Genomic DNA, 24,443 nt, shown 5'->3' on the forward strand with positions numbered 1-24,443 from the left:
TATTTTTTATTTAAAGGTTACAGATACATTTGGATTTATTTTATATTAATAAAAATGTGAAAATATGAATTAAGTGTAGAAGCATCTTAACCTAAGATAAATAACTATTTAAGTGTTTTGCTGTAACAGAAGCAGTGTTTGTTAATAGACCATCCGGTTTCCCTTGATATAGTAATTTGCCACCTTTATTTCCAGCATATGGACCAATATCTATAATCCAATCCGCATGCGTCATCATTGTTAAATTATGTTCAATGATTATCACAGTGTTACCTTGCTCAATTAAATTATCAAAACTAGCTAAAATAATTGGTATATCATCTTCATGTAAACCAGTGGTAGGCTCATCAAATACAAAGATATGGCCGCTTACAGTGTGTGTTAAATACTTGCTGAGTTTAACACGTTGTATTTCACCACCAGAAAGTGTATCAAGTGTTTGACCTAAACTCATATAATTTAAGCCAGTTGCCTTCAATGATTGTAAAGGTTCTGCAATAGACCTATTTGTATGGAAGAAATCTAACGCTTCATCCACCGTTAAGTTTAATATATCTGCTATTGAATAGCCTGCAATCGTTGCACTTAATACTTCAGGTTTATATCTTTTACCACCACATACATTACAAATTTGAGTGAAGTCTGGCATAAACGCAAGCTCAGTTTTTAACACGCCTTTGCCATGACACTCAGGACAAGCGCCTTCAGAGTTGTAACTGAATAATGATTTCTTTAAGCCTGTATGATTACTGAAATAGTTACGGACGTCTTCAAATATATCAAGATATGTTAATAAATGAGAACGACTTGAAGCGTGCACCGGTTTTTGATCAATAATAATAGCATCAGTATTATTTTTTAAGCCCCCGTGTATAAGTGTGCTCTTGCCAGATCCAGCTACACCGGTTACCACAGTCATTGCATGTTTAGGAATACGCGCTGAAATATCCTTTAAATTGTTTTGCGTCATATGGTTTAAGTTAATAAACGCATGAGTTGGTCTTACTTTTGATTTTAATTTGTGTTTTTTCTTTAGTGCTTGTCCAGTACTAGAATTTGATGATAACAGACTAGAATAACTACCAGTGAAAATAATTTCACCGCCATTTTTTCCGGCATAAGGTCCTAAATCTATGATGTGATCAGCGATTTTGATAACGTCAGGGTCATGCTCTACAACTAGAACTGTGTTACCTTTGTTTTTAAGCGATTGAATAATTTCATTTATTTTTTGAATATCCTCAGGATGTAGCCCGACACTCGGTTCATCAATGATATAAACTAGGTCACTTAAAGGACTATTTAGATGTCTGATAAGTTTAATACGTTGAGACTCTCCACCTGACAGGGTCTTCGTTTCACGATCCAAAGTAAGATAGTTAAGACCGATATAACTAAGAGATTCTAATTGCTTTAGCAAAGGGTTAATTATAAATTGTGCTTTACTAGATTCTAGTTTTTTTATGAAATGCATCGCATCATCAATAGATAAGTGTGTGAAATCAGCAATATCTAAGCCGTTAATTTTAGATTTTAATACATTTTGATTTAATCTCTTGCCATCACATGTCGGACATTTTTGTGACGTCACAACTCTTTCAATATCATTTTTGAATTTATTTTTTTCGAAATTATCATTTAATAAAAATGAACGTCTGAATCGATGGATCAGCCCTTCGAATTTTGCAGTTTTTGGCCAGTTTTCAGGAGGGTTTTTCAATTTGGTAGGTTTCGTGTATAACAAAGTATCCAATTCTTCTTTAGTATAATGCTTTAATTTCTTGTCATTATCAAATAAACCTGAATATAAATAACGTTTACCACGCCAACTATCTGGTCTGAAAGAAGGGAAACGGATTGCATCTTCATTTAAAGATTTTTCAAAATCTAATAACTCTTCTAAGTTAATATCTTCTATGTATCCAAGGCCAGAGCATGTTTCGCACATACCTTTTGGGTTATTAAAAGAAAAGATATCAGAATATCCTACAAATGGTGTACCGATACGTGACCATAATAAACGGACTGAAGCATATATATCAGAAATTGTACCTACAGTTGAACGTGAATTTCCCCCTAATCTTTTTTGATTGATAATCATAGCTACGGGTAAGTGTTCTATTAAGTCTACGTTTGGTTTACTATATTGTTTTAATTGGTTTTGTATATATGTAGAATATGTTTCGTTAAGTAAACGTTCAGATTCGGCAGCAATTGTATTGAAGACTAATGATGACTTACCTGAACCAGAACGACCAGTGAATACAGAAATTTTATGTTTTGGTATATCTACGGAAATATCTTTCAAATTATTTTGTTTCGCACCGTGAATACGAATGATTGACATTTTTGCCACCCCTTTATTTATTTTATACCCAAAATTTTATTGTCTATTAAGTCGTGTTAAGATAATCTATGATGAAAATGTAAAGGGATGATTACAAATCAATAAATTTGAGGACATGCCTTGCTTGTATCTGTTATAAACATGTACAATGAACCAAAGAATAATGTAGGTGGATGAGCGATGAAGAAACTGATAATTAAAGTTATTGGTGTATTAGTATTGATTTGTTTTATAATTTATTTATTTTACTCACCGCGTTTGAAATTCGATGTTTTAGAAAATCCTAATAAAGATACGTCAAAAACAACACAAAATAAAGATTTTCGAAACACAAAAACAAATGTTGAAAATCCAAAGCTTAAAAAAGGTGTGGGTACTTGGATTGGACAAGATTTACATAATTTAACTGAAAATTATGGACAAGCTGATAGAGTGTATGCATATAAAGGTGGTTTTAAAAACTACGTCTTTAAACAAAAAGATCAATATTATCTTGTAACAACTAAAAAAAATAAGATTAAATCTGTGTATGCCACTGGTAAAAATGCTAACGCTAATCCGGTAGAAATTGGTGACAATGCATCTCATGTTTTCGAAAAGTACAGTATCAATCCGGAACCGACGATTAAAGCTAATGGCAAAACGTATGAAATAGAACTTTCTGATTCAGATATGAAAACACAGACATTAATTAAATTTAATGATGTTTATGCACAAATATATATTGATCAACAAGCTAACGAAATCGTAGGTGTAAGATATTTAGATAGTGAAGCATTAATGGCATTTAAACCTTATCAAATGATAACTGCACAAGAAGATAAAAAGGTGAAAAATAATTATAAAAAAATACCATATGAACAGAATGCAAATCAATTGATGACACTTTATGAAATAACTAATGAAATGCGTAAATTAAAAGATGCAAAACCTTTAAAAATCAACAATGACGTAGCTCATATCGCATCATACAATTTATACGAAGCTATTGATACTGACAGTGTAGAATTCACAGAAGATGCATTAAAACAAAAGCTGAATGAACAAAATATTTCTTTTGTTTCCACTAGTCAAAATGTGGGTTATGATTTTAACGAAGTACCAACTTTAATCCACAGTTGGTTAAACTCTGATATTCATAGATCAAGGATGTTAAATTCTAAATACAATGAAGTTGGCGGCGAAGTGTCAAACGGATATTATACAATTATTTTCATTGAAGATAAGTAGGAGAGATTATTATGATAACAGAAGAAACGGTGAATATTCTTGATGATATTGAGCATTTAAGTGATAAAATACTTGATTCACGATTATATCATTCATTTAAAAAAGCAGAACAAAATTTACAAGAAAACGATGAAGCACATTTACTCTATCAAGCCTTTTTAAAATCAAAAGAACAATATGATGAAATCATGAGATTTGGTAAATATCATCCAGATTACCAAAAAGTGATGTTAGAAACACGTAAACGTAAACGTGCTTATGAAATGCTACCTGTAGTTATGGATTACAAACAAAAAGAGGTTGCATTACAAAACTTAATAGATGAGGTTATCGTGAAAATAGCTTATGCTGTATCTGAAAATGTAAAGATAGAAACTGGCAATCCATTTTTCCAAAAAGATGCAAGTGGTTGTGCTACAGGTGGTTCTTGTAGCTGTTCTTTATAGCAAATCAACGCTGTAGTGTTAATTCATATAAAAGCTGGGCACTTGTAGTGACCCAGCTTTTGTATAATTATTTATTTCGATAGGTGTTTTTAAAACGTTCTGCTAAATCAGGTCTATCAGTGACTAACGTATGCACCCCAGTTTTAACTAAATCATTCATTAAATCTAAATTGTTAATGCCATAAAAGCCTGGAACGATGTTACGTTCATTTAACCACTGAATAAATCTAGGAGAAGTCAATTTAATACCATTAAAATTCACTGGCATTTGAAATGTATGTGCTTGTGGTTTAAACGTGTTACCTAAACCTGATTTGAATTTTAAGAAGCCTTCTGCCACTTCATTTTGGCTTGCGCCAATCGCTATTGTATGGTTGCTTTCTTTTTTGAACAAATTAATTTGATCGCTTTGAAAACTAGTAACTAAAACTCGATTTTGCGCGTGGTTTTTAACAATGATATCGTAAATTATTTTAGGTGCTAATTTACCTTGATTACTTTGTGAATCATCTTTAAGATCAACATTTATCAGTGTGTTAGGATATAATGTTAATAATTCATCAAAAGTCAGTATTTTAGCGTCAGGATGATTACGATAAGGTGTTGAGCCGTTTAAATCCTTGAAATGATAACCTGCGTCTAGCTGTTTTAATTCAGTTAAAGTATGTGTTGCTACTTTTCCAGAGCCATTTGTTGTACGATCAACATCTGCATCATGAAAAACCACTAATTGTTGATCTTTAGTCAATCTCACGTCAATTTCGAATCCGTCTACGTGATGTGATAAAGCATTGTCAAATGCGAGTTTTGTTAGCTCAGGTTTTACTGCCATACCACCACGATGTGCGAAAATGTACGGTGCAGGCTTAGAGAAAAAAGCTGGAACTTCTTGGTTCGTAGGTTTAGCTTTATATTTAGAAAAGAAAATAACACTACCTACTAAACCAACCGTACCTAAAAATGCACCTTTTATTAATTTGTTTATTGTTGTCATGCGCAAATCCTCCTTGATTTGAGTATATACAGTAATATAGCAAATGTTAGCTATTGTTCAAAATAATTGTTATTTATTAATCGAATTAGGCATGATATTATAAAGTGGCTAATAAATGGAGTGATAATAGTATGAATATTGTATCTAGAACAAGTTTAGTTATATATTTAAAACATATGAAACACGAACGCCAAATTAGAAAATTTGGACATATAGTCAGTACGAATAAGTTACAACGTTATGTTATTATGTATATAAATGAAGAAGAGGCTGACACTATTGTAGACAAACTGATGAGCTTAAAATATGTAAAACATATAGCAGGTTCTCCTTATAAATATCTTAAAAAGGAGTATCCAAAAGAACAACATGAATTTTCGTGATTGTATTAAATTTAAATATTTTTTATTAATAAACAAAGTCACATTAGCTTTAAATATAACTACGTGACTTTGTTTTATTTACGACTATTGTAATGGTGGTATCCACCGTTGAAGTCTCAATACACTGATTAAATAATTGAAATAAATACTGTTGGAATGAAAATGCTCGGGTGGTTGCACATCAATTTCTTTCACATCAATGTTGAAACGTGCTGCTTGTTCGTTAATTAAATTGAATTTTTTATTCGAATATGGATATGGATATTTAACTGCATTTACCATAATGTACATCGCCTGAAAATGTTGACCTTGGGTAGGTTTCATAATAATAGCCACTGAAGATAATTGTTTATCAAAAGTAGGGGTGTGGAAATAAACGATATGCTCGATTCGTGCGTGATTGTATTCAATGAGCGTTGTAAATTCAAATAAGTCTGTAAGGCCCTCGCCCAATTGTATAAAGGCTTGTTTCATTTTGCCCCTCCTTTCATGCAGTATGTATTATATAAAAATAACTTAAAGAATGGAAGTGTTTCTCAATGAGAGTGATTTCTGGAATCCATAAAAGTAAACCACTGGAAAGTATGGAAGGTCGTAACACTCGGCCTACGATGGACAAAGTTAAAGAAGGAATTTTTAACAGTCTACACGAAGTATCAGGCATTGGGTTAGATTTATTTGCCGGAAGTGGTGCCTTGGGTATTGAAGCATTGTCTCGAGGAATGGAAAAAGTGATTTTTGTAGATCAAAATTTCAAAGCAATAAAAATTATCAAAGCGAACCTTCAACATTTAAACATTGATGAACAAGCGGAAGTTTATAAAAATAATGCAGATAGAGCACTTAAAGCACTTTCAAAAAGAGAAATACAATTTGATGTTATATTTTTAGACCCACCTTATGATAAGGGATTAATTGATGAAGCGTTAGACGGAATTATAAAGTTTAATTTATTAAAAGAAAATGGTATTATCGTTTGTGAGTTCAATCATAAAGAAGAGATTGATACAAAATCATTTCATGTGATTAAAAGATATCACTATGGATTAACAGACACTTTGTTATTAGAAAAAGGAGATTAAAATGTCTACAACTAAAGCAGTGATTCCAGGAAGTTTTGATCCAATTACATATGGTCATATTGACATCATTGATAGGAGTGCCGATCGCTTTGATGAATTGCACATTTGTGTTTTGAAAAATAACAACAAGTCAGGCACTTTTTCAGTCGATGAGCGCATTGAGTTAATAGAAGCATCTGTAAAACACCTTGATAATGTTACAGTACATCATTTTAATGGATTACTTGTAGATTTTTGTGATGAAATTGGTGCGCAAACAATTATTAGAGGTTTGAGAGCTGTAAGCGATTTTGAATATGAATTGAGATTGACTTCAATGAACAAAAAGTTAAATAGTAATGTAGAAACGATGTACATGATGACAAGTACAAATTATTCCTTTATTAGTTCCAGTGTAGTGAAAGAAGTGGCTGCATATAAGGCTAATGTATCCGATTTTGTACCAGAACATGTTGAAAAAGCATTGAATGAAAAGTTTAAGAAATGATAAAGAACCACTTCCCAACTTGTTGGGTTAGTGGTTCTTATGCATGAGCAGAAGCTCAAGTAATCCTAAATACACTTCTCAACTTGTTGGGTTAGTGGTTCTTATGCTTTCGAGCAGCAGAGAGAAAGTCAACAATGTACACCTGTGATGAAAATTTCTATCAAGAGGATGATAACCATTAATAATAATTCGAACTCACTATTTAATAAATTAAAAGAAACGAAATTAGCCTTTTCGTTTGAAGCCTTAAATATTGAAAACTGGAATCAAGCATATGAAGCTATCAATTTTATGTTTAATCACGTCACTTTTAAAAGTAGATTAGCTAAAAAAACACCAAAGAAACACGGCTATTTTGTTGCGATATGGCGTAAAAATGATCAAGGAAACAACGTACCTTTTAATTATGATGAGATGGAAGATAAATTAGTTATTAATATATTAGATGGTGTGAAAAAAGGACAATTCATTTTTCAAAAAGAAATTCTTATGCGTAAAAATATTTTAAGTTCTGAAAAGCAAAAAGGGAAGATGGCTTTTCGTGTTTATCCAAGTTGGGAAAAAGACTTAAACAAAACTGCAAAACTTACTCAAAAGTGGCAACTCGACTATTTTGTAGATTTATCATATGATGTCGATGAACAGAAATTAATTGAATTATATACATAGTGTTGATTCGAGCTGTTTAATATAGACATCAGTCATTTTCGTACGCTATAAATACGAAAACTAAATGAGGCAAACGGATTTATTTTGATAAAAGTCAAATTGTAGGTAATTAATTACCATTATTACTGAAAATACCTATGGGATACTACTATTGAAAATTAAGCTAAATAATAAAAATAACGCTATATATAAAGCCTATAAATAAAATTCTAAAAAATTATTTACAGGCTCCAATACTAGGATCTTGTTTTAATTGTTTTGATTAGCATTCAGTCATTTTCAGTACGTATGACATGTGTATTGAAATCTGTTTCTGTATGGTGTGTGAGCAAATTATAAATATGTGTTGAATGGATTTCTCGTTCAAATAAATGCGCGTTTTGTTGATTTATTTGCGTAATAAAATGACGTTCTGGAAATTTTTGTTTTAAGTATTTTAAATATTGTTGACCCTTTGCTGACATACCAAGAATGTGCACTGCATTTACAGCGTTATGTTTATGGTTTTGTTGAAAGTTTAGTAAAATATTCATTAAAATACGCTGTATATGTGTATAAGTATACCTTTTTGTTTTAATGAGTGACATGAAATGCTCAAATGATGTAGCATATCTAATTTTATCTAATATGCGATTTTCTAATCCTTCGGACATCGTATAGATATTTTTCAGAGATTGTGGCGTATGACTTAAAATAGCATATTTAATATATGGAAACGTATCTTCTACAGTTGCTTGTGGTTCTTGATAGAGCTGTTGTATTGAGTCGGGAACAACTGATTTCCATTGGTCGTTATGGGCTTGTATTGCATTGCGAATGGAAGTGCCACTAGCGAAATCTAAATTTGAAATATTGGAATCATGGTGGTGACTGCTTTCTCTTGGTATCGTCCAAGGTTTGATATGAGGTGCTAACTTTTGAATCGCTCGCATATAAGAAATACCTAATGTATTATTGGGTGAAGATAATAATGTATGATTGTTTAAAAGTTCACTTAATATTCTTGGATAACTTTTGCCTTCTTTTAGTTTCTTAATAAATTCAGGCGATTGTTCTATTTTAGAGATATTTTGTAGCAATTCATGAAATGAATCGATGTCACCTGATTCACTACCAAATGATAGATGATCTGCATCAACGTAACTCGCTATTTGGACAGCTGTTTCTGCAAAATATTGGCCTGCTGATAATGCAGCTACCGCTGGTAATTCAATGACTAAATCCACTGCACTCAATGCCATTCGAGTACGTGTAAATTTATTATATATGGCAGGTTGACCTCTCATAACAAAATTACCACTCATAATGGCTATAGATATTTCAGAAGCAGTTATTGACTTTGATGTCTGGGCATGGTATAAGTGACCATTGTGGAAAGGATTATATTCAGTGACTAGTGCAACGCTTTTCATTTGCAATTCTCCCTTTCAGAATTCATTATAGATATTGTATCAGATTAATTTGTGTTAAGAAAAAATCTTGACAACTTTTGTCTATAAAGTTAAAATAAATTTTGTGCTTGTTAGAGGTGAAGCCATATGAAATGGTCAATAACACAATTAAGAAAATTCCAAGATAAACCATTTGAGTTCCATCAAACGGTGAATTTTGATCATTTAGTAAAATCATTAGATTTAATAGATTTATCTGATATTGATGTTGAGGGTGAACTAACTGTCAAATCAAATGAAGTCATTGCAGATATGCATATAACTGGAACCTATACGATGGCGTGCGTGCGTACGTTAGTACCAGTCGAAGTGCCTATTGACATAAAATCACAAGAAATTTTTGATTTGGAAGGTAACGCGTATATAGGTGATGACGAAGAAGATGAGCATTATCATGATGCCACAGACGGCATGATTAATCTAAAAGATATTGCTGAAGAACTTGTTATTATTGAAAAGCCAATGCGTGCTTTTGCAAATAATAGCGATCAGATGCTACGTGAAGGTAATGGTTGGGAAGTTATTGACGAGGAACAAGCGGTTGAGCTTGCTGAAGAAGAGGAAGCTGAGCAAATCGATCCTAGGCTTCAAAAACTACAACAATTATATGACGAAGAGCAATAGCGGATTTAAATAATTTATAGTATAATAGATTATTGAGTCTGAAAATAATTTAGTAATGTATGAATATAAGGAGGATATATCATGGCAGTACCAAAAAGAAGAACGTCAAAAACAAGAAAAAATAAACGTCGTACGCATTTTAAAATTTCAGTACCTGGTATGACAGAATGCCCAAATTGTGGTGAATACAAATTATCTCACCGTGTTTGTAAGAACTGTGGTTCATACAAAGGTGAAGAAGTTGTATCTAAATAATTTCATTTATTTAAAGGCTAATGTTTAGCCGAGATTAATCGTTCATTAATTATTCATATAATAATTTATGAGCGATTTTTTATTTTTAATAGTAATGTTATATACAATTGATGGGTTGTGTAAATGATGATTGAAATAAATGCACAAGTAATATTAGAAAAAATAGAAAATAGTGACAGCGAATGGTTGTATAATCAGTTTAGTGATTATTTTCAAGAAATTTCCTCCTATCACGAGTTAGAAAGATTATTGAAATCATATAATACAATTAGACATAAAAATAAATTATACAAACATATACAACTCAATTATAAAGAAGAATACATATGGTTAGATGTAAAGAAAACATCTGGTATTAGTGTGACGTTAAATAAGTATCATGAAATTATTGGTTTCGTGCTTATTCCTATGAATTTGTCAAACAGACATAAAGAAACGAAATTAAGGTATACTATACCAGTTCTAGACACGTGGTTTGTATACGCTGGTGGTGAAAATGAGCTTGTAAATCATCATTACTCATACAAAAATCAACGTTATGCATTAGACCTGATTCTAGTGAAAAATCATCTGACTTATCATGGCAATCCTAATTGCTGTGAAAGTTATTATAGTTATAATCAAAGTGTGATTGCTCCAGCAAATGGTGTTGTAATAGATATCGTAGACGGTATAGCAGATGCACTACCAGGAGAAAATAATATGAAACATCCAGAAGGTAATTACATCATTATTAAACACACGGACAAAGAGTTTAGTATGATAGCGCATCTTAAACCAAATTCCTTTGAAGTCAGTGTCGGAGAGCAGATAAGACGTGGACAATTAATTGCACGAGTAGGAAATTCGGGCAACACAATGGAACCGCACGTACATTTTCAAATTATGAATCAAAGCAATCCACAATTTGCTAAAACATATAAGTGTAAGTTGCTTGATAATGTTTTGCCTGAAAAAGGTGATATGGTAAGTTATAGTGGAGATAGTATAATATTAGAAAATCAATTTGACTTAGCTAGAAGATGCAAACAATTAAGTTCAAATATAAGACATATATTTAAAATTTGAAATAAAGAGGCTATATTATGGAAATGATAACTTCTGCACAAAACAATAAGATTAAAAACGCAAATAAATTGAAAAAGAAACGTGAAAGAGATAAAACAGGTCATGTGCTTATCGAAGGCGTACACTTAATTGACGAAGCACATAAGAGTAATATCAAAATCCTTCAATTATTTGCTATTGATATCGATAGATTAGATGAACAACTCGTAAATGATGTTGAAGAAGTATATGAAATAAATTTAAAAGTTGCAGAATCACTCTCTGGTACGGTTACGCCGCAGGGGTTCTTTGCGATTATAGAAAAAGTGCATTATGAGGAAAAAGCATATCAACAAGTACTGTTACTAGATCGTATCCAAGACCCAGGAAATATGGGAACATTAATACGCACTGCAGATGCAGCAGGCATCGATTTAATCGTGTTAGAAAAAGGAACCGCAGATCCTTATCAAGACAAAGTACTCCGTGCAAGTCAAGGTAGCGTTTTTCATATTCCTATTATAACGAGAGATTTAAGTGAATTTATCGAAGGTTTTAATGGAAATGTTTATGGTACAGCATTAGAGCATGCGATTCCTTATAATCAAGTGAAGCATCAAGAAAGTTTTGCACTGCTCCTTGGAAATGAAGGAGAAGGTGTCAATCCTGATTTATTAAAAAAAACGACTCAGAATTTAAACATTCCTATATATGGTCAAGCCGAAAGTTTAAATGTTGCAATTGCAGGAAGTATATTATTGTATCATTTGAAAGGTTGACCCTTTGAATGAATTTCGTATATAATAAACACATCAATGAAAAATATTAACCTATAAAAAGACGTAAACTAATAGTAGCAGTTGTTCAAGGGAGATTATTCATAGACTGAAAGATAATCCACTGTGATTAGTTTTTTTCATCTTTTTGGTTACTTAAAGAAATTTAAGTCGGAAATCATTTCCGTTATCAAAGATTACAAGTGTATGCGTGTGCATAAATTTGGGTGGTACCACGGAAAGCTTTCGTCCCAGTTTTAAGGGATGGAAGCTTTTTTTGTATGCAATTATTGATCATTTGAAAATATAGATTTTAAATAGGAGGCAAAGTATGGCGCAAACAGAGGCAATGTCTGAGATTAAACAACAAGCATTAGTAGATATAAACGAAGCTCAAAATGAAAAAGAACTACAAGATGTCAAAGTCAAATATTTAGGTAAAAAAGGTTCTGTGACTGGTTTGATGAAACATATGAAAGAATTATCGAATGAAGAAAAACCAGCATACGGACAAAAAGTAAATGAAGTGAGACAAACGATTGAAGGTGAGATTGAATCACGTCGAGAGATTTTAGCAAATGCAAAATTAGAGCAACAATTAACAGAAGAAAAAATCGATGTGACTTTACCTAGCCGTAAAATTTCAATAGGTGCTAAGCATCCGTTAACAAGAACGATTGAGGAAATTGAAGATTTATTTTTAGGTTTGGGTTATGAAATTGTAGATGGATATGAAGTTGAAAAAGATTATTACAATTTCGAAGCATTAAATTTGCCAAAATCACACCCGGCGAGAGATATGCAAGATAGTTTTTATATTACTGAAGATATCTTAATGCGTACGCATACGTCACCGGTTCAAGCAAGAACAATGGAACAACGTAATGGCCAAGGGCCAGTGAAAATTTTATGTCCTGGTAAAGTTTACAGACGTGATTCTGATGACGCAACGCATAGTCACCAATTTACGCAAATTGAAGGATTAGTTGTAGATGAAAATATTCAAATGAGCGATTTAAAAGGTACATTAGAATTGTTAGCTAAACAACTATTTGGTGAAGACAGAGAAATTCGTCTGCGCCCAAGCTACTTCCCATTCACTGAACCATCTGTAGAGGTTGACGTATCATGTTTCAAATGTGGCGGAGCAGGTTGTAATGTCTGTAAACAGACAGGGTGGATAGAAATTTTAGGTGCTGGTATGGTTCACCCAAATGTTTTAGAAATGGCTGGATTTGATGCATCGAAATATACAGGTTTTGCTTTTGGCATGGGACCAGATAGAATTGCGATGCTCAAGTATGGTATCGAAGATATACGACATTTTTATACAAATGATGTGCGTTTCTTAGATCAATTTAAAGCGGTAGAAGATAGAGGTGAATTATAATGTTTATTTCAAAAGAATGGTTAGAGTCGTTTGTAGCAATTAATCAACCTGTAAATGTTCTTGCAGAAAAAATAACACGCACAGGTATTGAAGTAGATGATATTATTGATTACACAAAAGACATTAAAAATTTAGTGGTTGGCTATGTTCAATCTAAAGCACCCCATCCAGATGCAGATAAATTAAGTTTATGCCAAGTTGATATTGGTGAAGAAGCGCCAGTACAAATTGTCTGTGGTGCACCAAATGTTGATGCAGGGCAGAGCGTCATTGTAGCTACAGTAGGTGGACGTTTACCTGGAGGTATAAAAATCAAAAGAGCAAAATTACGCGGTGAACGTTCGGAAGGTATGATTTGTTCATTACAAGAAATAGGTATTTCGCCAAACCTTGTTCCAAAACAATTTGAATCAGGCATATATGTATTTACTTCAGATGTCAAACCTGGTACTGATGCACTTACTGCTTTATATTTAAATGATCAAGTTATGGAATTTGATTTAACACCAAATAGAGCAGATGCGTTAAGTATGATAGGTACTGCTTATGAAACAGCTGCACTTTATAATGTGCCAATGAAAAAGCCAGAAACGCAAAGTGAATTAACGAATGAACAAGCCACAAATGAATTAAGTATCAATGTTCAAAATCAGGACAAGGTGCCTTATTACAGTGCTAGAATAGTGAAAAATGTTAAAATTCATCCTTCACCAGAATGGATGCAAATGAGATTGATTAAAGCAGGTATTCGACCAATCAATAATGTTGTTGATATTTCAAATTATGTATTATTAGAATATGGTCAACCGTTGCATATGTTTGATAAAGATCAAATTGGTTCTGATCAAATAGAAGTGCGTCAAGCTAAGGCAGAGGAAAAAATGACAACACTAGATGATCAAGAGAGAATATTAAAAGATAGCGATATTGTTATTACTAATGGTAATACTCCAATTGCAATTGCAGGTGTGATGGGCGGAGATTTCTCAGAGGTGACTGAAAATACTACAAATGTCATTATTGAAGGTGCGATTTTCGACCCAGTTTCAATTAGACATACTTCTCGACGACTAAACTTACGTAGTGAAGCTTCAAGTCGATTTGAAAAAGGTATTGCAACCGAGTTTGTAGACGAAGCCGTGGACAGAGCATGTTATTTGCTACAACAATATGCAAGTGGAACAGTACTACAAGATCGTGTAGCTGAAGGCGATTTAGGTCAATTTGTGACACCTATTGAAATCACAGTTGAAAAAGTGAACAAAACAATTGGTTTTGAACTATCTAAAGAAGATATTGAAGCGATATTTGTTCAATTAGGATTTGAAACGACACAAGAAGGTAATACACTGACAGTAATGGTTCCTTCGCGTCGTAAAGATATTACAATAAAAGAAGATCTAATCGAAGAAATTGCTCGAATCTATGGTTATGATGAAATACCATCAACGTTACCAGTTTTTGAACACGTAACACCAGGCACACTAAATGATAGACAAGCAAAAACAAGAATTGTAAAAGCGACATTAGAAGGTGCTGGATTAAGCCAAGCGATTAATTATTCACTTGTAGATAAAGCACGTGCAACTGATTTTGCATTGCAGGATCGCTCAACGATATCATTACTGATGCCTATGAGTGAAGCTCATGCCACTTTGAGACAGAGTTTGATTCCACATCTTATTGATGATGTGTCTTATAATGTTGCTCGAAGTAATCATCATGTTGCGCTTTATGAATTGGGCCGTGTATTCTTTGGCAATGGAAAAGATCAATTGCCAGACGAAGTAGAATACTTAAGTGGTATACTAACAGGCGATTATGCTGTCAATACTTGGCAAAGTAAAAAAGAAGCGATTGATTTCTTTGTAGCAAAAGGTGTTGTTGAACGTATTGCTGAAATTTTAGATGTTCAATTTGAATATGAAGCTGGTGAAATAAGTGGATTACATCCAGGCAGAACTGCATTGGTTAAGCTGAATAATGAAATTGTTGGATTTGTAGGGGAATTACATCCACAAACTGAAAACGACTATGATTTAAAACGAACTTATGTATTTGAACTCAATTATGATAAGTTGATGTCAGTTTCCGTTGGTTATATTAATTATCAACCAATTCCAAGATTCCCTGGTGTATCGAGAGATATTGCATTAGTCATTAATCGCGCGATGCCATCAGCCAAAATCGTTAATGTGATTAAAAATAACGGTGGCGACATTTTACAAAATGCAGAAGTCTTTGATGTATATGAAGGTGAACATGTGGCAGAAGATGAAAAATCAATTGCACTTCGTTTATCATATTTAGATACAAAACAAACACTCACTGATGATAAAGTAAATGAAGTACACGATCGTATTTTAGAAGCGTTACAAGCAGAAGGTGCGACGATTAGATAATATTATAAAGCCTTGAATCTATGCCAAATGTGGCGATGATTCAAGGCTTTGTTTTTTACATTAAGAACGTTTTGGGTTATAAATTATCTTTTATTGATGTTTTTTATTTATTAAATTCAAAGCTTTTGTTCTGTTCGCAAAATGCTTTTTAGTCATAGCGTCTAAATATTGGACACCGTTTTTATCAATTATTTTTGCAGCAGCTAAATCTACTTTATTGCTAGCGCCTTTAGGTAATTCAACTTTTGCATGCTTTGATAGTTGATCCATATTTTTCACAAAGGCATAACGTGAAATAATACTTGCAGCAGCGATTGCAATAGACTTTGATTCACCTTTTGTTTCAAATTTTGTCTTATTTTCAAACGGTAGATTGCTAAGTGCATATCTTTTATATACACCAGGCTCAGCAAATTGGTCAATCACAATATAATCAAGTTCATCCGTGTCAATTTTTGCAACGACATTTTTTATAGCTTCGTTATGTAACACTGCCTTCATTTTAACTTGAGACCAACCGGCTTTTTGTTTCTCATTGTATTTTTCATTATGCATTGTTAATAAAGAATGCGGGATGAAAGTTATAATTTGTTCGGCAATCTCTATAATTTTAGCATCAGTAAGTCTTTTAGAATCATCTACACCAAGTGTTTTTAAAATTTGAGCGTGCTTTTTGGATACATAGGCTGCACAAACCGTTAGTGGCCCGAAATAATCACCACTACCTGCTTCGTCGCTGCCGATACATTGAAATTGATTATAGGAGATGTGCTGTTTAGTTTGTTTGCTTTGATTGTGTTTGGTGTCGCTTTTTGAAGGTATTGATTTATTAGGCAACATAGCGTTTGCTACAGATTCGGCATCTTTACCTTGAAACATTACTTTATTAGAATTGTATATCGTAATAGCGGTGTTACGATATTTCGTCCGTGCTTTCATACCTTGTGAAAGATTAGTCGTATTAAAATCAATTTTAGTCATTAATTGTTGTATTTCTTGGTTTGTTAATTTTTGTACTATATTAGCCATTTAGTGACCTCTCTTTGTTCAAATAACTTATTTTAAAATTGGATAATGCATATCATATCATAAATTTAAATAAGTTAGCTATTTATGATATAAATGGCAATATGATATGAAATAAAAATGATTTAAATAATTGTTGTATAATCATTAAATATTTCAAATAGAACAATTCACACCTCTTACAAAAAAATATCTTGTCGTGTATAATAGTTCGTAATAAATATTATAAATTACCAACATATAAATATAAATAAAGTAAAATCATTCAGATTAGAAATAAAATTTAAAAGTCAGGAGTTATTATATGGGTGAGTTTAAAAATCGGATTAACGTAACTATAAATGATCAACATTATACAATAGTCGGAGAAGATAATCCTGAGCATATCCGTTACGTAGCACATTTGGTAGATGAGAGACTCAAAGAGTTAGCAAGTAAAAGTGCAGGTTTAGATACAACTAGAAAAGCAATTCTTACTGCGGTTAATATCATGCATGAAAAAGTGCAAGTAGAAGAAGAAAATGACCGTTTAAGACAAGAAATAAATCAATTGAAGCATAGTGAAGATTAATGATTTTTGATTTAGCGATAGTTGTCATCTTCATATATATTGGCATCATTGGCTTTAGAAGAGGCGTGTGGTTATCGACGATACATCTAAGTGCAACTATTTTTGCTTTGTGGATGGCTCAAAAATATTATTTACAGATAGCACAGCGTTTGGAGTTATTTGTGCCATATCCTAAGACACGCGCTTACGATATGAATTTTGCATTTCAATTTGCAGATTTGCAGCAACGATTTGAGCATATTGTCGCATTTGTAACGATAGCGCTGATTACAAAAGTCATATGTTATGGCATTATCGTTATATTCGATTATACCCTTAAACAAAAATTACCGAATATAACAAGCAGGTTATTTGGTATGATGTTAAGTATTATTCCATCAGTAACTATTAATATAATTTTGTTGTATAGTTGTGCCATATATCCTAATAGGATGATACAGCAACAACTATCTAATTCGATTATAACAGAACATATATTATTACATATTCCGTTTATCTCAATGTTTATCACACAACTATAAAAATAGTGATGTGAAATTTATAGCTTTAAAAAACTAGGAGGTCAAGGCATAACTTAAATACCAAAATGGTTAGGTGATGCTGTCTTGACCTTTTTCTATGGAGTGAAACAAATGACTAAAAAAGAAATTATTCAATTATTAGAAAAAATTGCGGTATATATGGAAATAAAAGGCGAAAACACTTTCAAAATTTCTGCTTATAGAAAAGCCGCTCAAAGCTTGGAAATAGATGAGCGTCCTTTAGACCAAATCGAAGATGTTACAGAGTTAAAAGGTATTGGTAAAGGCGTAGGAGAGGTGATTAATGAATATAGAGAAACAGGTCATTCTACGACTTTAGCAACATTACAAGAAGAAGTGCCAGAAGGATTAATTCCTCTACTTAAAATACAAGGACTCGGTAGCAAAAAAATAGCGAAATTATATAAAGCGCTTAATATTGATGGAAAAGAAGCATTGCAAAAAGCATGTGAAGAAGGAAAAGTAAGTGAGCTAAGTGGATTCGCTAAAAAAACTGAACAAAATATCCTTGAAGCAGTAAAAGCGTTAGGAGCGAAAAAAGAGCGTTATCCAATTGATCAAATGAGAGGACTCAATATAGAAGTTAGCGATTATTTATCCTCAATCGAGTCGATAGAAAAATACGAAGTTGCAGGGAGTTTCCGTCGCTATAAAGAAATGAGTAAGGACTTAGATTATATTATAAGCACAGAACAACCATTAGAAGTTCAAAAAGCTTTATTAAAAATCCCTAACAAGGTTAAAGAAGTAGCAGTTGGAGCAACGAAAATTTCGTTAGAGTTAACCTATGATGATGAAACCATTGGTGTAGATTTTAGATTAATCGAGCCATCTGCTTTTTACCATACACTACAGCATTTTACAGGTTCAAAAGAACATAATATTCGAATCCGTCAATTGGCTAAAGAAAAAAACGAGAAGGTTAGTGAGTATGGTATAGAAGAAGCGGATGGTTCATTAATTCAATATAACAGTGAACAAGAAATTTATAATCATTTTGGAGTAAATTGGATTGCACCTTCAATACGTGAAGATGGTAGTGAATTTGACAAAGATTTAACAGATATAATCAATATCAATGACATCAATGGTGATATTCATATGCATACAACATATAGTGATGGCGCGTTTAGTATTGAAGATATGATAGAGGCTAATATCGCTAAAGGTTACCAGTTTATGGTTATTACAGATCATTCTCAGAGTTTAAAAGTAGCAAATGGACTTTCTGTTGAACGGTTGTTGCGACAAAATGAAGAAATTAAAGCACTAAACGAAAAATATGATGATATTGATATATACTCAGGCATTGAAATGGACATTTTACCTGATGGACGATTAGACTATGATGATGAAATATTAGCACAGCTAGATTATGTCATTGCAGCGATACATCAAAGTTTCAACCAATCTCAAGAAGATATCATGTTTCGTCTAGAGCAAGCATGTCGTAATCCTTATGTCCGTCATATTGCACATCCAACGGGGCGTATCATAGGTAAACGTGCAGGTTATGGGCCTGATATTGATAAATTATGTGAAATCGCAGAAGAAACAAATACTATTTTAGAAATCAATGCGAATCCTAAACGCTTAGATTTAAATTCAGATATAGTTAAAAAGCATACGAATGTGAAACTAACGATTAATACTGATGCGCATCACGTAGACCATTTAGAGTTTATGAAATACGGTATAGCTACTGCACAAAAAGGATTTGTAAATAAAGAGAGAGTTATAAACACAATGGATCGAGAATCTTTTAAAGCATTTATTGACAATAATATAAAATTGAAGAAATAGAGGGATTGTATGAGACAAAAATCATTAAATGTCCTAGAGTTCGATAAAATTAAAACACTTGTTGAAAAAGAAACAATGAGTGATTTAGGGAGAGAGAAAGTTGTTGAAATGGAACCAGCAACTGATATTCAAACAGTCGAATTTCAAATGAATGAAACAGATGAAATTGCTCAAATATACAATAAACACCGTTTACCTAGTTTGAGTGGATTATCAAAGGTTTCATCATTGATTCATAGGGCTACAATTGGTGGTGTATTAAGTGTTAAAGAACTTAATACAATTAAAAGATTAATTCAAATTCAAAATCAATATAAAACATTTTATAATAATTTATTGGAAGAAGAGGAAGCAGTGAATTATGCTATTCTACATGATAGGATGGAACAATTGCCTGTACTTTCAGAGTTGTATCAACATATTCATCAAAAATGTGATGCTAATGATTTATTCGATAATGCGAGTTATGAACTACAAGGTATCCGGAGTAAAATTTCTGGTACGACGCAACGGATAAAACAAAACTTAGATAAAATTGTAAAACGTCAAGCAAATCAGAAAAAATTGTCAGATGCTATTATAACGGTACGTAATGACCGCAATGTTATTCCAGTAAAAGCAGAATATCGTCAAGATTTTAATGGTATCGTTCATGACCAATCAGCTTCTGGTCAAACACTCTATATTGAACCTGCGTCTATTGTTGAAATGAATAATCAGATTAGTCGTCTGCGCAATGAGGAAGCGGCTGAAAGTGAACGAATTTTAACTGAGTTAACAGGTTATGTAGCCGCTGAAGCAGATGCCTGCTTAATTTCGGAAAATATTATGGGACAAATTGACTTTTTAACTGCTAAAGCGCGCTATGCACGTTCAATCAAAGGCACGAAACCTGAATTTACAAGTGAACGAACTGTTTATTTACCTAAAGCATTTCATCCTTTATTAGATAGAGACACGGTTGTAGCTAATACGATTGAATTTGCCGACGATATTGAAACGGTAATCATCACTGGACCTAACACAGGTGGTAAAACAGTAACGTTAAAAACACTGGGACTTATAATTTTGATGGCACAATCAGGGATGTTGATACCTACCTTAGACGGGAGTAAATTAAGCATTTTTGAAAATGTTTATTGTGATATCGGAGACGAACAATCTATTGAACAATCACTATCAACATTTTCATCACACATGAAAAATATTGTTGAAATTTTACAGCATACAAGCAGAAATAGTTTGATACTTTTTGATGAACTTGGTGCTGGAACAGATCCAAGTGAAGGTGCTGCTTTAGCTATGAGTATCCTAGATTATGTTCATGAAATAGGCTCATTAGTTATGGCGACAACGCATTATCCTGAACTTAAAGCATATAGTTACAACAGATCAGGAGTAATGAATGCTAGTGTAGAGTTTGATGTAAATACATTAAGCCCAACATATAAGTTGCTCATGGGTGTGCCGGGCCGTTCTAATGCTTTCGATATTTCAAAAAAATTAGGCCTTAATATGAAAGTGATTCAAAATGCGAAAGCAATGATTGGACAAGATGAACAAGAAATAAATGAAATGATTGCTTCATTAGAGAAAAATTCTAAACGTGTAGACGAACAGAGAATTGAATTAGATAGCTTACTGAGAGAAGCTCAAGAAACACATGATGAACTTGAAAAAGAATACGATAAATATCGTAATCATGAGAAACAATTAATGAGCGAGGCGAAAGACAAAGCCAATCAGCGTGTGAAAGCCGCTACTAAAGAAGCTGATGAGATTATTAAAGAATTACGTGAACTTAGAGACAAAAAAGGTGCCGATGTAAAAGAACATGAGCTCATCAATAAAAAGAAACAGTTAGATGATCAATATGAAGCCAAATCATTGAAACAAAATGTTGAAAAGAAAAAATGGGATGAAATTAAAGTTGGCGATGAAGTAAAAGTTCTAACATATGGGCAAAAAGGTGAAATATTAGAGTTACTAGATGATAATGAAGCAGTTGTTCAAATGGGCATCATTAAAATGAAATTACCTACCAGCGATTTAGAAAAAACAAAAAAGACAAAAGAAGCACCTTCTAAAATGGTTAAACGTGAAAATCGTCAAAGTATTAAAATGGAACTAGACTTACGTGGCTACCGTTATGATGAAGCAATGGTTGCCGTTGATCAGTATTTAGATCAAGCAGTGTTAAGTAATTACGAACAAGTATATATTATTCACGGTAAAGGAACTGGTGCGTTGCAAAAAGGTGTGCAAAAACATTTAAAACAACATAAAAATGTGTCATCATATAGGAACGGCATGCCAAGTGAAGGTGGATTTGGCGTGACCGTCGCAGAATTGAAATAAATGTGAGCAAGAGGTATGCAGATTTGCTTAAAGTCTGTTATAATTTCTTCATCATTTGAAATTTAAGGAGGATTGGCAGTTATGGCAATCGTAAAAGTAACAGATTCAAACTTTGATGAAAATATTCAATCAGGTGTCAATTTAGTAGATTTTTGGGCAACTTGGTGTGGCCCATGTAAGATGATTGCTCCAGTATTAGAAGAATTAGCTGGTGATTATGATGGAAAAGCTAATATTTTAAAACTTGATGTAGATGAAAATCCATCAACAGCTGCTAAATTTGAAGTAATGAGTATCCCAACTTTAATCTTATTTAAAGATGGCGAGCCTGTCGATAAAGTTGTAGGTTTCCAACCTAAAGAAAACTTAGCAGAAGTTATTGAGAAACATTTATAAAAGTACAACGCAACGACCTGGGGCATCTATGAATGTCTCAGGTTTTTTCTGTGACTTTTTGTTATTCCAACTGAAGCCAAAGTTGTTTGAAGTGTCTTTTTTCAGAGCCACACTTCCATTTTGAGGATGAAAGCATTTTATGAATAACAATTAAAATATCTAGTTGTTAGATTTTTGATATGGAAATGAATACTTTGGTTTAATGCTAATGTATATTCTATAATGTAGGTAAGAATTGAAAAGTTTTATTTGCAAACAAGCGTTAATCTCTATATAACTGTTATGCAAATTTTTATAATTACTATTTTAACAATGTACTTTTATTAAGAAAGGAGGGGAACTTAAATGGAAAAATACCAAGAAGATATTAAACAAAAATTAACGGTAGTCCCCACTGAACCAGGTTGCTATTTAATGAAAGATCGAAATGATCAAGTCATTTATGTCGGCAAGGCTAAAAAATTAAGAAATAGATTAAGGTCTTATTTTACAGGTGCACATGATGCTAAAACGACACGACTTGTTTCAGAAATTAGAAACTTTGAATATATTGTAACTTCGAGTGAAACAGAATCTTTACTACTCGAACTTAATTTGATTAAACAATATCAACCGAGATATAACATTTTGTTGAAAGACGATAAAAGTTATCCTTTTATCAAAATTACAAAAGAAAAGTATCCTCGTTTAATCGTGACACGCACAGTTAAAAAAGGGACAGGAAAATATTTTGGACCTTATCCTAATGCTTATTCAGCTCAAGAAACAAAAAAGTTATTAGATAGAATTTATCCATTTAGAAAATGTGATAAAATGCCCGACAAATTGTGTTTATATTACCATATTGGTCAGTGTTTAGGACCTTGTGTTTACCCGGTAGATTTAAATAAATATGCGGAAATGACTAAAGAAATCACTGATTTTTTAAATGGTGAAGATAAAACAATACTGAATAACTTAGAACAGAAAATGAACGAAGCGAGTGAATCGTTAGACTTTGAAAGAGCAAAAGAGTATCGAGATTTAATCCAACATATTCACAATTTAACTAAGAAACAAAAAATCACTACTTCAGATAATACTATAAGAGACGTATTTGGCTACAGTGTGTCAAAAGGTTGGATGTGTATTCAAGTGTTTTTCATAAGACAAGGGAATATGATTAAACGAGATGCTACTATGATTCCGCTGCAGCAAACGGAAGAAGAAGAATTTTATACTTTTATAGGTCAGTTTTATGATTTAAATCAACATATTCTCCCTAAAGAAGTGCATATTCCTAAAAATTTAAACAAAGATATTATCCAATCGGTTGTAGATACAAAAATAGTTCAGCCGATTAAGGGCAAGAAAAAAGAAATGATTGATTTAGCAAATCATAATGCTGAAGTTACTTTAGAGAATAAATTTGAACTCATTGCTAAAGATGAATCACGTACCGTGAAGGCGATTGAAGAATTAGGTGACCGCATGGGAATTCAGACACCTATTCGTATAGAAGCTTTTGATAATTCAAACATCCAAGGTGTACACCCAGTTTCAGCCATGGTGTCGTTTATTGATGGTAAACCAAATAAAAAAGGATACCGCAAATATAAAATCAAAACGGTAGATGGCCCAGATGATTATAAATCTATGAGGGAAGTTGTGCGTAGACGTTATACTCGTGTTTTAAATGAAGGTACTCCATTACCAGATTTAATCATCGTTGATGGTGGTAAAGGTCATATGAGCGGGGTTATCGATGTGCTTGAAAACGAATTAGGTTTGGATATACCAGTCGCTGGGTTGCGTAAAAATGATAAACACCAAACTTCAGAGATTTTGTACGGTGAAAGTGCAGAGATTGTACCTTTGAAAAAAAATAGCCAAGCATTTTATTTACTTCAAAGAATACAAGACGAAGTTCATAGATTTGCAATTACATTTCATAGACAAACTCGCCAAAAAACTGGCTTGCAATCAGTATTAGATACCGTCGATGGTATTGGTTCTAAACGAAAAACTAAATTATTACGAACTTTTGGTTCCATAAAGAAAATGAAAGAGGCAAGCATTGAGGATTTAAAATCTTCTGGTTTACCTCAAAAAGTTGCTGAGAATCTTCATCACGCACTATATAACAAATAGATAAAAAAGAATATGGCATGAGAATCATTCTCAT

The 24,443-nt window shown here is 32.6% G+C and carries 23 protein-coding genes; 18 read left to right on the plus strand and 5 right to left on the minus strand.

Annotated elements, in window-relative coordinates; all coding sequences use genetic code 11:
* Positions 1 to 91 precede the first annotated feature (91 nt).
* A complete protein-coding gene (locus HMPREF2586_RS08430) occupies positions 92 to 2,347 on the minus strand; it encodes an ATP-binding cassette domain-containing protein (protein WP_070658359.1) in 2,256 nt (751 codons plus the stop codon).
* 180 nt (positions 2,348 to 2,527) lie between these two features.
* Between HMPREF2586_RS08430 and HMPREF2586_RS08435 the strand changes: the two genes are divergently transcribed.
* Both HMPREF2586_RS08435 and HMPREF2586_RS08440 read left to right on the plus strand, forming a co-directional pair.
* Positions 2,528 to 3,577, plus strand: coding sequence for a CAP-associated domain-containing protein (locus HMPREF2586_RS08435; RefSeq protein WP_046207851.1), 1,050 nt, complete (start codon positions 2,528 to 2,530; stop codon positions 3,575 to 3,577).
* Positions 3,578 to 3,588: 11 nt separating this feature from the next.
* The gene (locus tag HMPREF2586_RS08440) at positions 3,589 to 4,023 is read left to right on the plus strand and encodes a YlbF/YmcA family competence regulator (RefSeq protein WP_046207850.1); all 435 of its coding nucleotides are present in this window, start codon (positions 3,589 to 3,591) and stop codon (positions 4,021 to 4,023) included.
* Positions 4,024 to 4,090: 67 nt separating this feature from the next.
* On the opposite strand, the gene HMPREF2586_RS08445 is transcribed toward HMPREF2586_RS08440, so the two are convergent.
* The gene (locus HMPREF2586_RS08445) at positions 4,091 to 5,017 is read right to left on the minus strand and encodes a glycerophosphodiester phosphodiesterase family protein (protein ID WP_064209092.1); all 927 of its coding nucleotides are present in this window, start codon (positions 5,015 to 5,017) and stop codon (positions 4,091 to 4,093) included.
* 131 nt (positions 5,018 to 5,148) lie between these two features.
* On the opposite strand from HMPREF2586_RS08445, the gene HMPREF2586_RS08450 reads away from it, so the two are divergent.
* Complete coding sequence (locus HMPREF2586_RS08450; RefSeq protein ID WP_064209091.1) at positions 5,149 to 5,400, plus strand: YlbG family protein; 252 nt, start codon at positions 5,149 to 5,151, stop codon at positions 5,398 to 5,400.
* A gap of 84 nt (positions 5,401 to 5,484) precedes the next feature.
* Here HMPREF2586_RS08450 and HMPREF2586_RS08455 read toward each other — a convergent pair whose 3' ends face one another.
* The gene (locus HMPREF2586_RS08455) at positions 5,485 to 5,874 is read right to left on the minus strand and encodes a DUF7147 family protein (protein ID WP_064209090.1); all 390 of its coding nucleotides are present in this window, start codon (positions 5,872 to 5,874) and stop codon (positions 5,485 to 5,487) included.
* Positions 5,875 to 5,939: 65 nt separating this feature from the next.
* Between HMPREF2586_RS08455 and rsmD the strand changes: the two genes are divergently transcribed.
* The 3 genes from rsmD (at position 5,940) to HMPREF2586_RS08470 (ending at position 7,638) form a co-directional block, all read left to right on the plus strand.
* A complete protein-coding gene (gene rsmD / locus HMPREF2586_RS08460; protein WP_046207846.1) occupies positions 5,940 to 6,482 on the plus strand; it encodes a 16S rRNA (guanine(966)-N(2))-methyltransferase RsmD in 543 nt (180 codons plus the stop codon).
* A gap of 1 nt (position 6,483) precedes the next feature.
* A complete protein-coding gene (gene coaD / locus HMPREF2586_RS08465) occupies positions 6,484 to 6,969 on the plus strand; it encodes a pantetheine-phosphate adenylyltransferase (protein ID WP_019469279.1) in 486 nt (161 codons plus the stop codon).
* A gap of 147 nt (positions 6,970 to 7,116) precedes the next feature.
* Entirely contained in the window at positions 7,117 to 7,638 is a 522-nt protein-coding gene (locus tag HMPREF2586_RS08470; protein ID WP_238394754.1) for a MepB family protein, read from the plus strand.
* 269 nt (positions 7,639 to 7,907) lie between these two features.
* On the opposite strand, the gene HMPREF2586_RS08475 is transcribed toward HMPREF2586_RS08470, so the two are convergent.
* Positions 7,908 to 9,050 carry a nucleotidyltransferase gene (locus tag HMPREF2586_RS08475; RefSeq protein WP_070658360.1) on the minus strand — a complete coding sequence of 381 codons (1,143 nt, stop codon included), beginning with the start codon at positions 9,048 to 9,050 and terminating at the stop codon, positions 7,908 to 7,910.
* Between the two features lie 126 nt (positions 9,051 to 9,176).
* Between HMPREF2586_RS08475 and HMPREF2586_RS08480 the strand changes: the two genes are divergently transcribed.
* From HMPREF2586_RS08480 to pheT, 6 genes are all read left to right on the plus strand, one after another.
* Positions 9,177 to 9,713, plus strand: a complete 537-nt coding sequence (locus HMPREF2586_RS08480) for a YceD family protein (protein ID WP_070812713.1) — start codon at positions 9,177 to 9,179, stop codon at positions 9,711 to 9,713.
* Positions 9,714 to 9,794: 81 nt separating this feature from the next.
* Complete coding sequence (rpmF, locus tag HMPREF2586_RS08485) at positions 9,795 to 9,968, plus strand: 50S ribosomal protein L32 (RefSeq protein WP_019469283.1); 174 nt, start codon at positions 9,795 to 9,797, stop codon at positions 9,966 to 9,968.
* Positions 9,969 to 10,091: 123 nt separating this feature from the next.
* On the plus strand, positions 10,092 to 11,036 hold the full coding sequence (locus HMPREF2586_RS08490; RefSeq protein WP_080937831.1) for a M23 family metallopeptidase: 945 nt from the start codon (positions 10,092 to 10,094) through the stop codon (positions 11,034 to 11,036).
* A gap of 17 nt (positions 11,037 to 11,053) precedes the next feature.
* Positions 11,054 to 11,794 carry a TrmH family RNA methyltransferase gene (locus HMPREF2586_RS08495; protein WP_070658364.1) on the plus strand — a complete coding sequence of 247 codons (741 nt, stop codon included), beginning with the start codon at positions 11,054 to 11,056 and terminating at the stop codon, positions 11,792 to 11,794.
* 328 nt (positions 11,795 to 12,122) lie between these two features.
* Positions 12,123 to 13,181 carry a phenylalanine--tRNA ligase subunit alpha gene (gene pheS, locus HMPREF2586_RS08500; RefSeq protein WP_064209087.1) on the plus strand — a complete coding sequence of 353 codons (1,059 nt, stop codon included), beginning with the start codon at positions 12,123 to 12,125 and terminating at the stop codon, positions 13,179 to 13,181.
* Entirely contained in the window at positions 13,181 to 15,583 is a 2,403-nt protein-coding gene (gene pheT, locus HMPREF2586_RS08505) for a phenylalanine--tRNA ligase subunit beta (RefSeq protein ID WP_064209086.1), read from the plus strand. The genes pheS and pheT overlap by 1 nt, the downstream gene beginning before the upstream one ends.
* 90 nt (positions 15,584 to 15,673) lie before the next feature.
* On the opposite strand, the gene rnhC is transcribed toward pheT, so the two are convergent.
* Positions 15,674 to 16,612: a ribonuclease HIII gene (gene rnhC / locus HMPREF2586_RS08510; RefSeq protein WP_046207839.1), complete on the minus strand. Its 939-nt coding sequence runs from the start codon at positions 16,610 to 16,612 to the stop codon at positions 15,674 to 15,676.
* Between the two features lie 301 nt (positions 16,613 to 16,913).
* On the opposite strand from rnhC, the gene zapA reads away from it, so the two are divergent.
* The 6 genes from zapA to uvrC all read left to right on the plus strand — a co-directional run bounded on the left by zapA (position 16,914) and on the right by uvrC (position 24,409).
* On the plus strand, positions 16,914 to 17,180 hold the full coding sequence (zapA, locus tag HMPREF2586_RS08515) for a cell division protein ZapA (protein WP_019469289.1): 267 nt from the start codon (positions 16,914 to 16,916) through the stop codon (positions 17,178 to 17,180).
* Entirely contained in the window at positions 17,180 to 17,701 is a 522-nt protein-coding gene (locus HMPREF2586_RS08520; RefSeq protein WP_046207838.1) for a CvpA family protein, read from the plus strand. The genes zapA and HMPREF2586_RS08520 overlap by 1 nt, the downstream gene beginning before the upstream one ends.
* Positions 17,702 to 17,812: 111 nt before the next feature.
* Positions 17,813 to 19,525 carry a DNA polymerase/3'-5' exonuclease PolX gene (polX, locus tag HMPREF2586_RS08525; protein WP_064209083.1) on the plus strand — a complete coding sequence of 571 codons (1,713 nt, stop codon included), beginning with the start codon at positions 17,813 to 17,815 and terminating at the stop codon, positions 19,523 to 19,525.
* Positions 19,526 to 19,534: 9 nt separating this feature from the next.
* Positions 19,535 to 21,883 (plus strand): endonuclease MutS2, encoded by a 2,349-nt coding sequence (locus tag HMPREF2586_RS08530; RefSeq protein ID WP_070658366.1) that lies wholly within the window; start codon positions 19,535 to 19,537, stop codon positions 21,881 to 21,883.
* A gap of 81 nt (positions 21,884 to 21,964) precedes the next feature.
* Complete coding sequence (gene trxA / locus HMPREF2586_RS08535; protein WP_019469293.1) at positions 21,965 to 22,279, plus strand: thioredoxin; 315 nt, start codon at positions 21,965 to 21,967, stop codon at positions 22,277 to 22,279.
* 345 nt (positions 22,280 to 22,624) lie between these two features.
* Positions 22,625 to 24,409: an excinuclease ABC subunit UvrC gene (uvrC, locus tag HMPREF2586_RS08540; RefSeq protein ID WP_046207835.1), complete on the plus strand. Its 1,785-nt coding sequence runs from the start codon at positions 22,625 to 22,627 to the stop codon at positions 24,407 to 24,409.
* The last annotated feature ends 34 nt before the right edge of the window (positions 24,410 to 24,443 follow it).

It is taken from the genome of Staphylococcus sp. HMSC034G07, from assembly GCF_001835975.1.
In the GTDB taxonomy this organism is placed as follows: Bacteria; Bacillota; Bacilli; order Staphylococcales; family Staphylococcaceae; genus Staphylococcus; species Staphylococcus ureilyticus.

Coding starts and splice junctions, on each gene's coding strand:
- HMPREF2586_RS08430 (WP_070658359.1), bottom strand. CDS start 2,347: ATGTCAATCATTCGTATTCACGGTGCGAAACAAAATAATTTGAAAGAT.
- HMPREF2586_RS08435 (WP_046207851.1), top strand. CDS start 2,528: ATGAAGAAACTGATAATTAAAGTTATTGGTGTATTAGTATTGATTTGT.
- HMPREF2586_RS08440 (WP_046207850.1), top strand. CDS start 3,589: ATGATAACAGAAGAAACGGTGAATATTCTTGATGATATTGAGCATTTA.
- HMPREF2586_RS08445 (WP_064209092.1), bottom strand. CDS start 5,017: ATGACAACAATAAACAAATTAATAAAAGGTGCATTTTTAGGTACGGTT.
- HMPREF2586_RS08450 (WP_064209091.1), top strand. CDS start 5,149: ATGAATATTGTATCTAGAACAAGTTTAGTTATATATTTAAAACATATG.
- HMPREF2586_RS08455 (WP_064209090.1), bottom strand. CDS start 5,874: ATGAAACAAGCCTTTATACAATTGGGCGAGGGCCTTACAGACTTATTT.
- rsmD (WP_046207846.1), top strand. CDS start 5,940: ATGAGAGTGATTTCTGGAATCCATAAAAGTAAACCACTGGAAAGTATG.
- coaD (WP_019469279.1), top strand. CDS start 6,484: ATGTCTACAACTAAAGCAGTGATTCCAGGAAGTTTTGATCCAATTACA.
- HMPREF2586_RS08470 (WP_238394754.1), top strand. CDS start 7,117: ATGAAAATTTCTATCAAGAGGATGATAACCATTAATAATAATTCGAAC.
- HMPREF2586_RS08475 (WP_070658360.1), bottom strand. CDS start 9,050: ATGAAAAGCGTTGCACTAGTCACTGAATATAATCCTTTCCACAATGGT.
- HMPREF2586_RS08480 (WP_070812713.1), top strand. CDS start 9,177: ATGAAATGGTCAATAACACAATTAAGAAAATTCCAAGATAAACCATTT.
- rpmF (WP_019469283.1), top strand. CDS start 9,795: ATGGCAGTACCAAAAAGAAGAACGTCAAAAACAAGAAAAAATAAACGT.
- HMPREF2586_RS08490 (WP_080937831.1), top strand. CDS start 10,092: ATGATGATTGAAATAAATGCACAAGTAATATTAGAAAAAATAGAAAAT.
- HMPREF2586_RS08495 (WP_070658364.1), top strand. CDS start 11,054: ATGGAAATGATAACTTCTGCACAAAACAATAAGATTAAAAACGCAAAT.
- pheS (WP_064209087.1), top strand. CDS start 12,123: ATGGCGCAAACAGAGGCAATGTCTGAGATTAAACAACAAGCATTAGTA.
- pheT (WP_064209086.1), top strand. CDS start 13,181: ATGTTTATTTCAAAAGAATGGTTAGAGTCGTTTGTAGCAATTAATCAA.
- rnhC (WP_046207839.1), bottom strand. CDS start 16,612: ATGGCTAATATAGTACAAAAATTAACAAACCAAGAAATACAACAATTA.
- zapA (WP_019469289.1), top strand. CDS start 16,914: ATGGGTGAGTTTAAAAATCGGATTAACGTAACTATAAATGATCAACAT.
- HMPREF2586_RS08520 (WP_046207838.1), top strand. CDS start 17,180: ATGATTTTTGATTTAGCGATAGTTGTCATCTTCATATATATTGGCATC.
- polX (WP_064209083.1), top strand. CDS start 17,813: ATGACTAAAAAAGAAATTATTCAATTATTAGAAAAAATTGCGGTATAT.
- HMPREF2586_RS08530 (WP_070658366.1), top strand. CDS start 19,535: ATGAGACAAAAATCATTAAATGTCCTAGAGTTCGATAAAATTAAAACA.
- trxA (WP_019469293.1), top strand. CDS start 21,965: ATGGCAATCGTAAAAGTAACAGATTCAAACTTTGATGAAAATATTCAA.
- uvrC (WP_046207835.1), top strand. CDS start 22,625: ATGGAAAAATACCAAGAAGATATTAAACAAAAATTAACGGTAGTCCCC.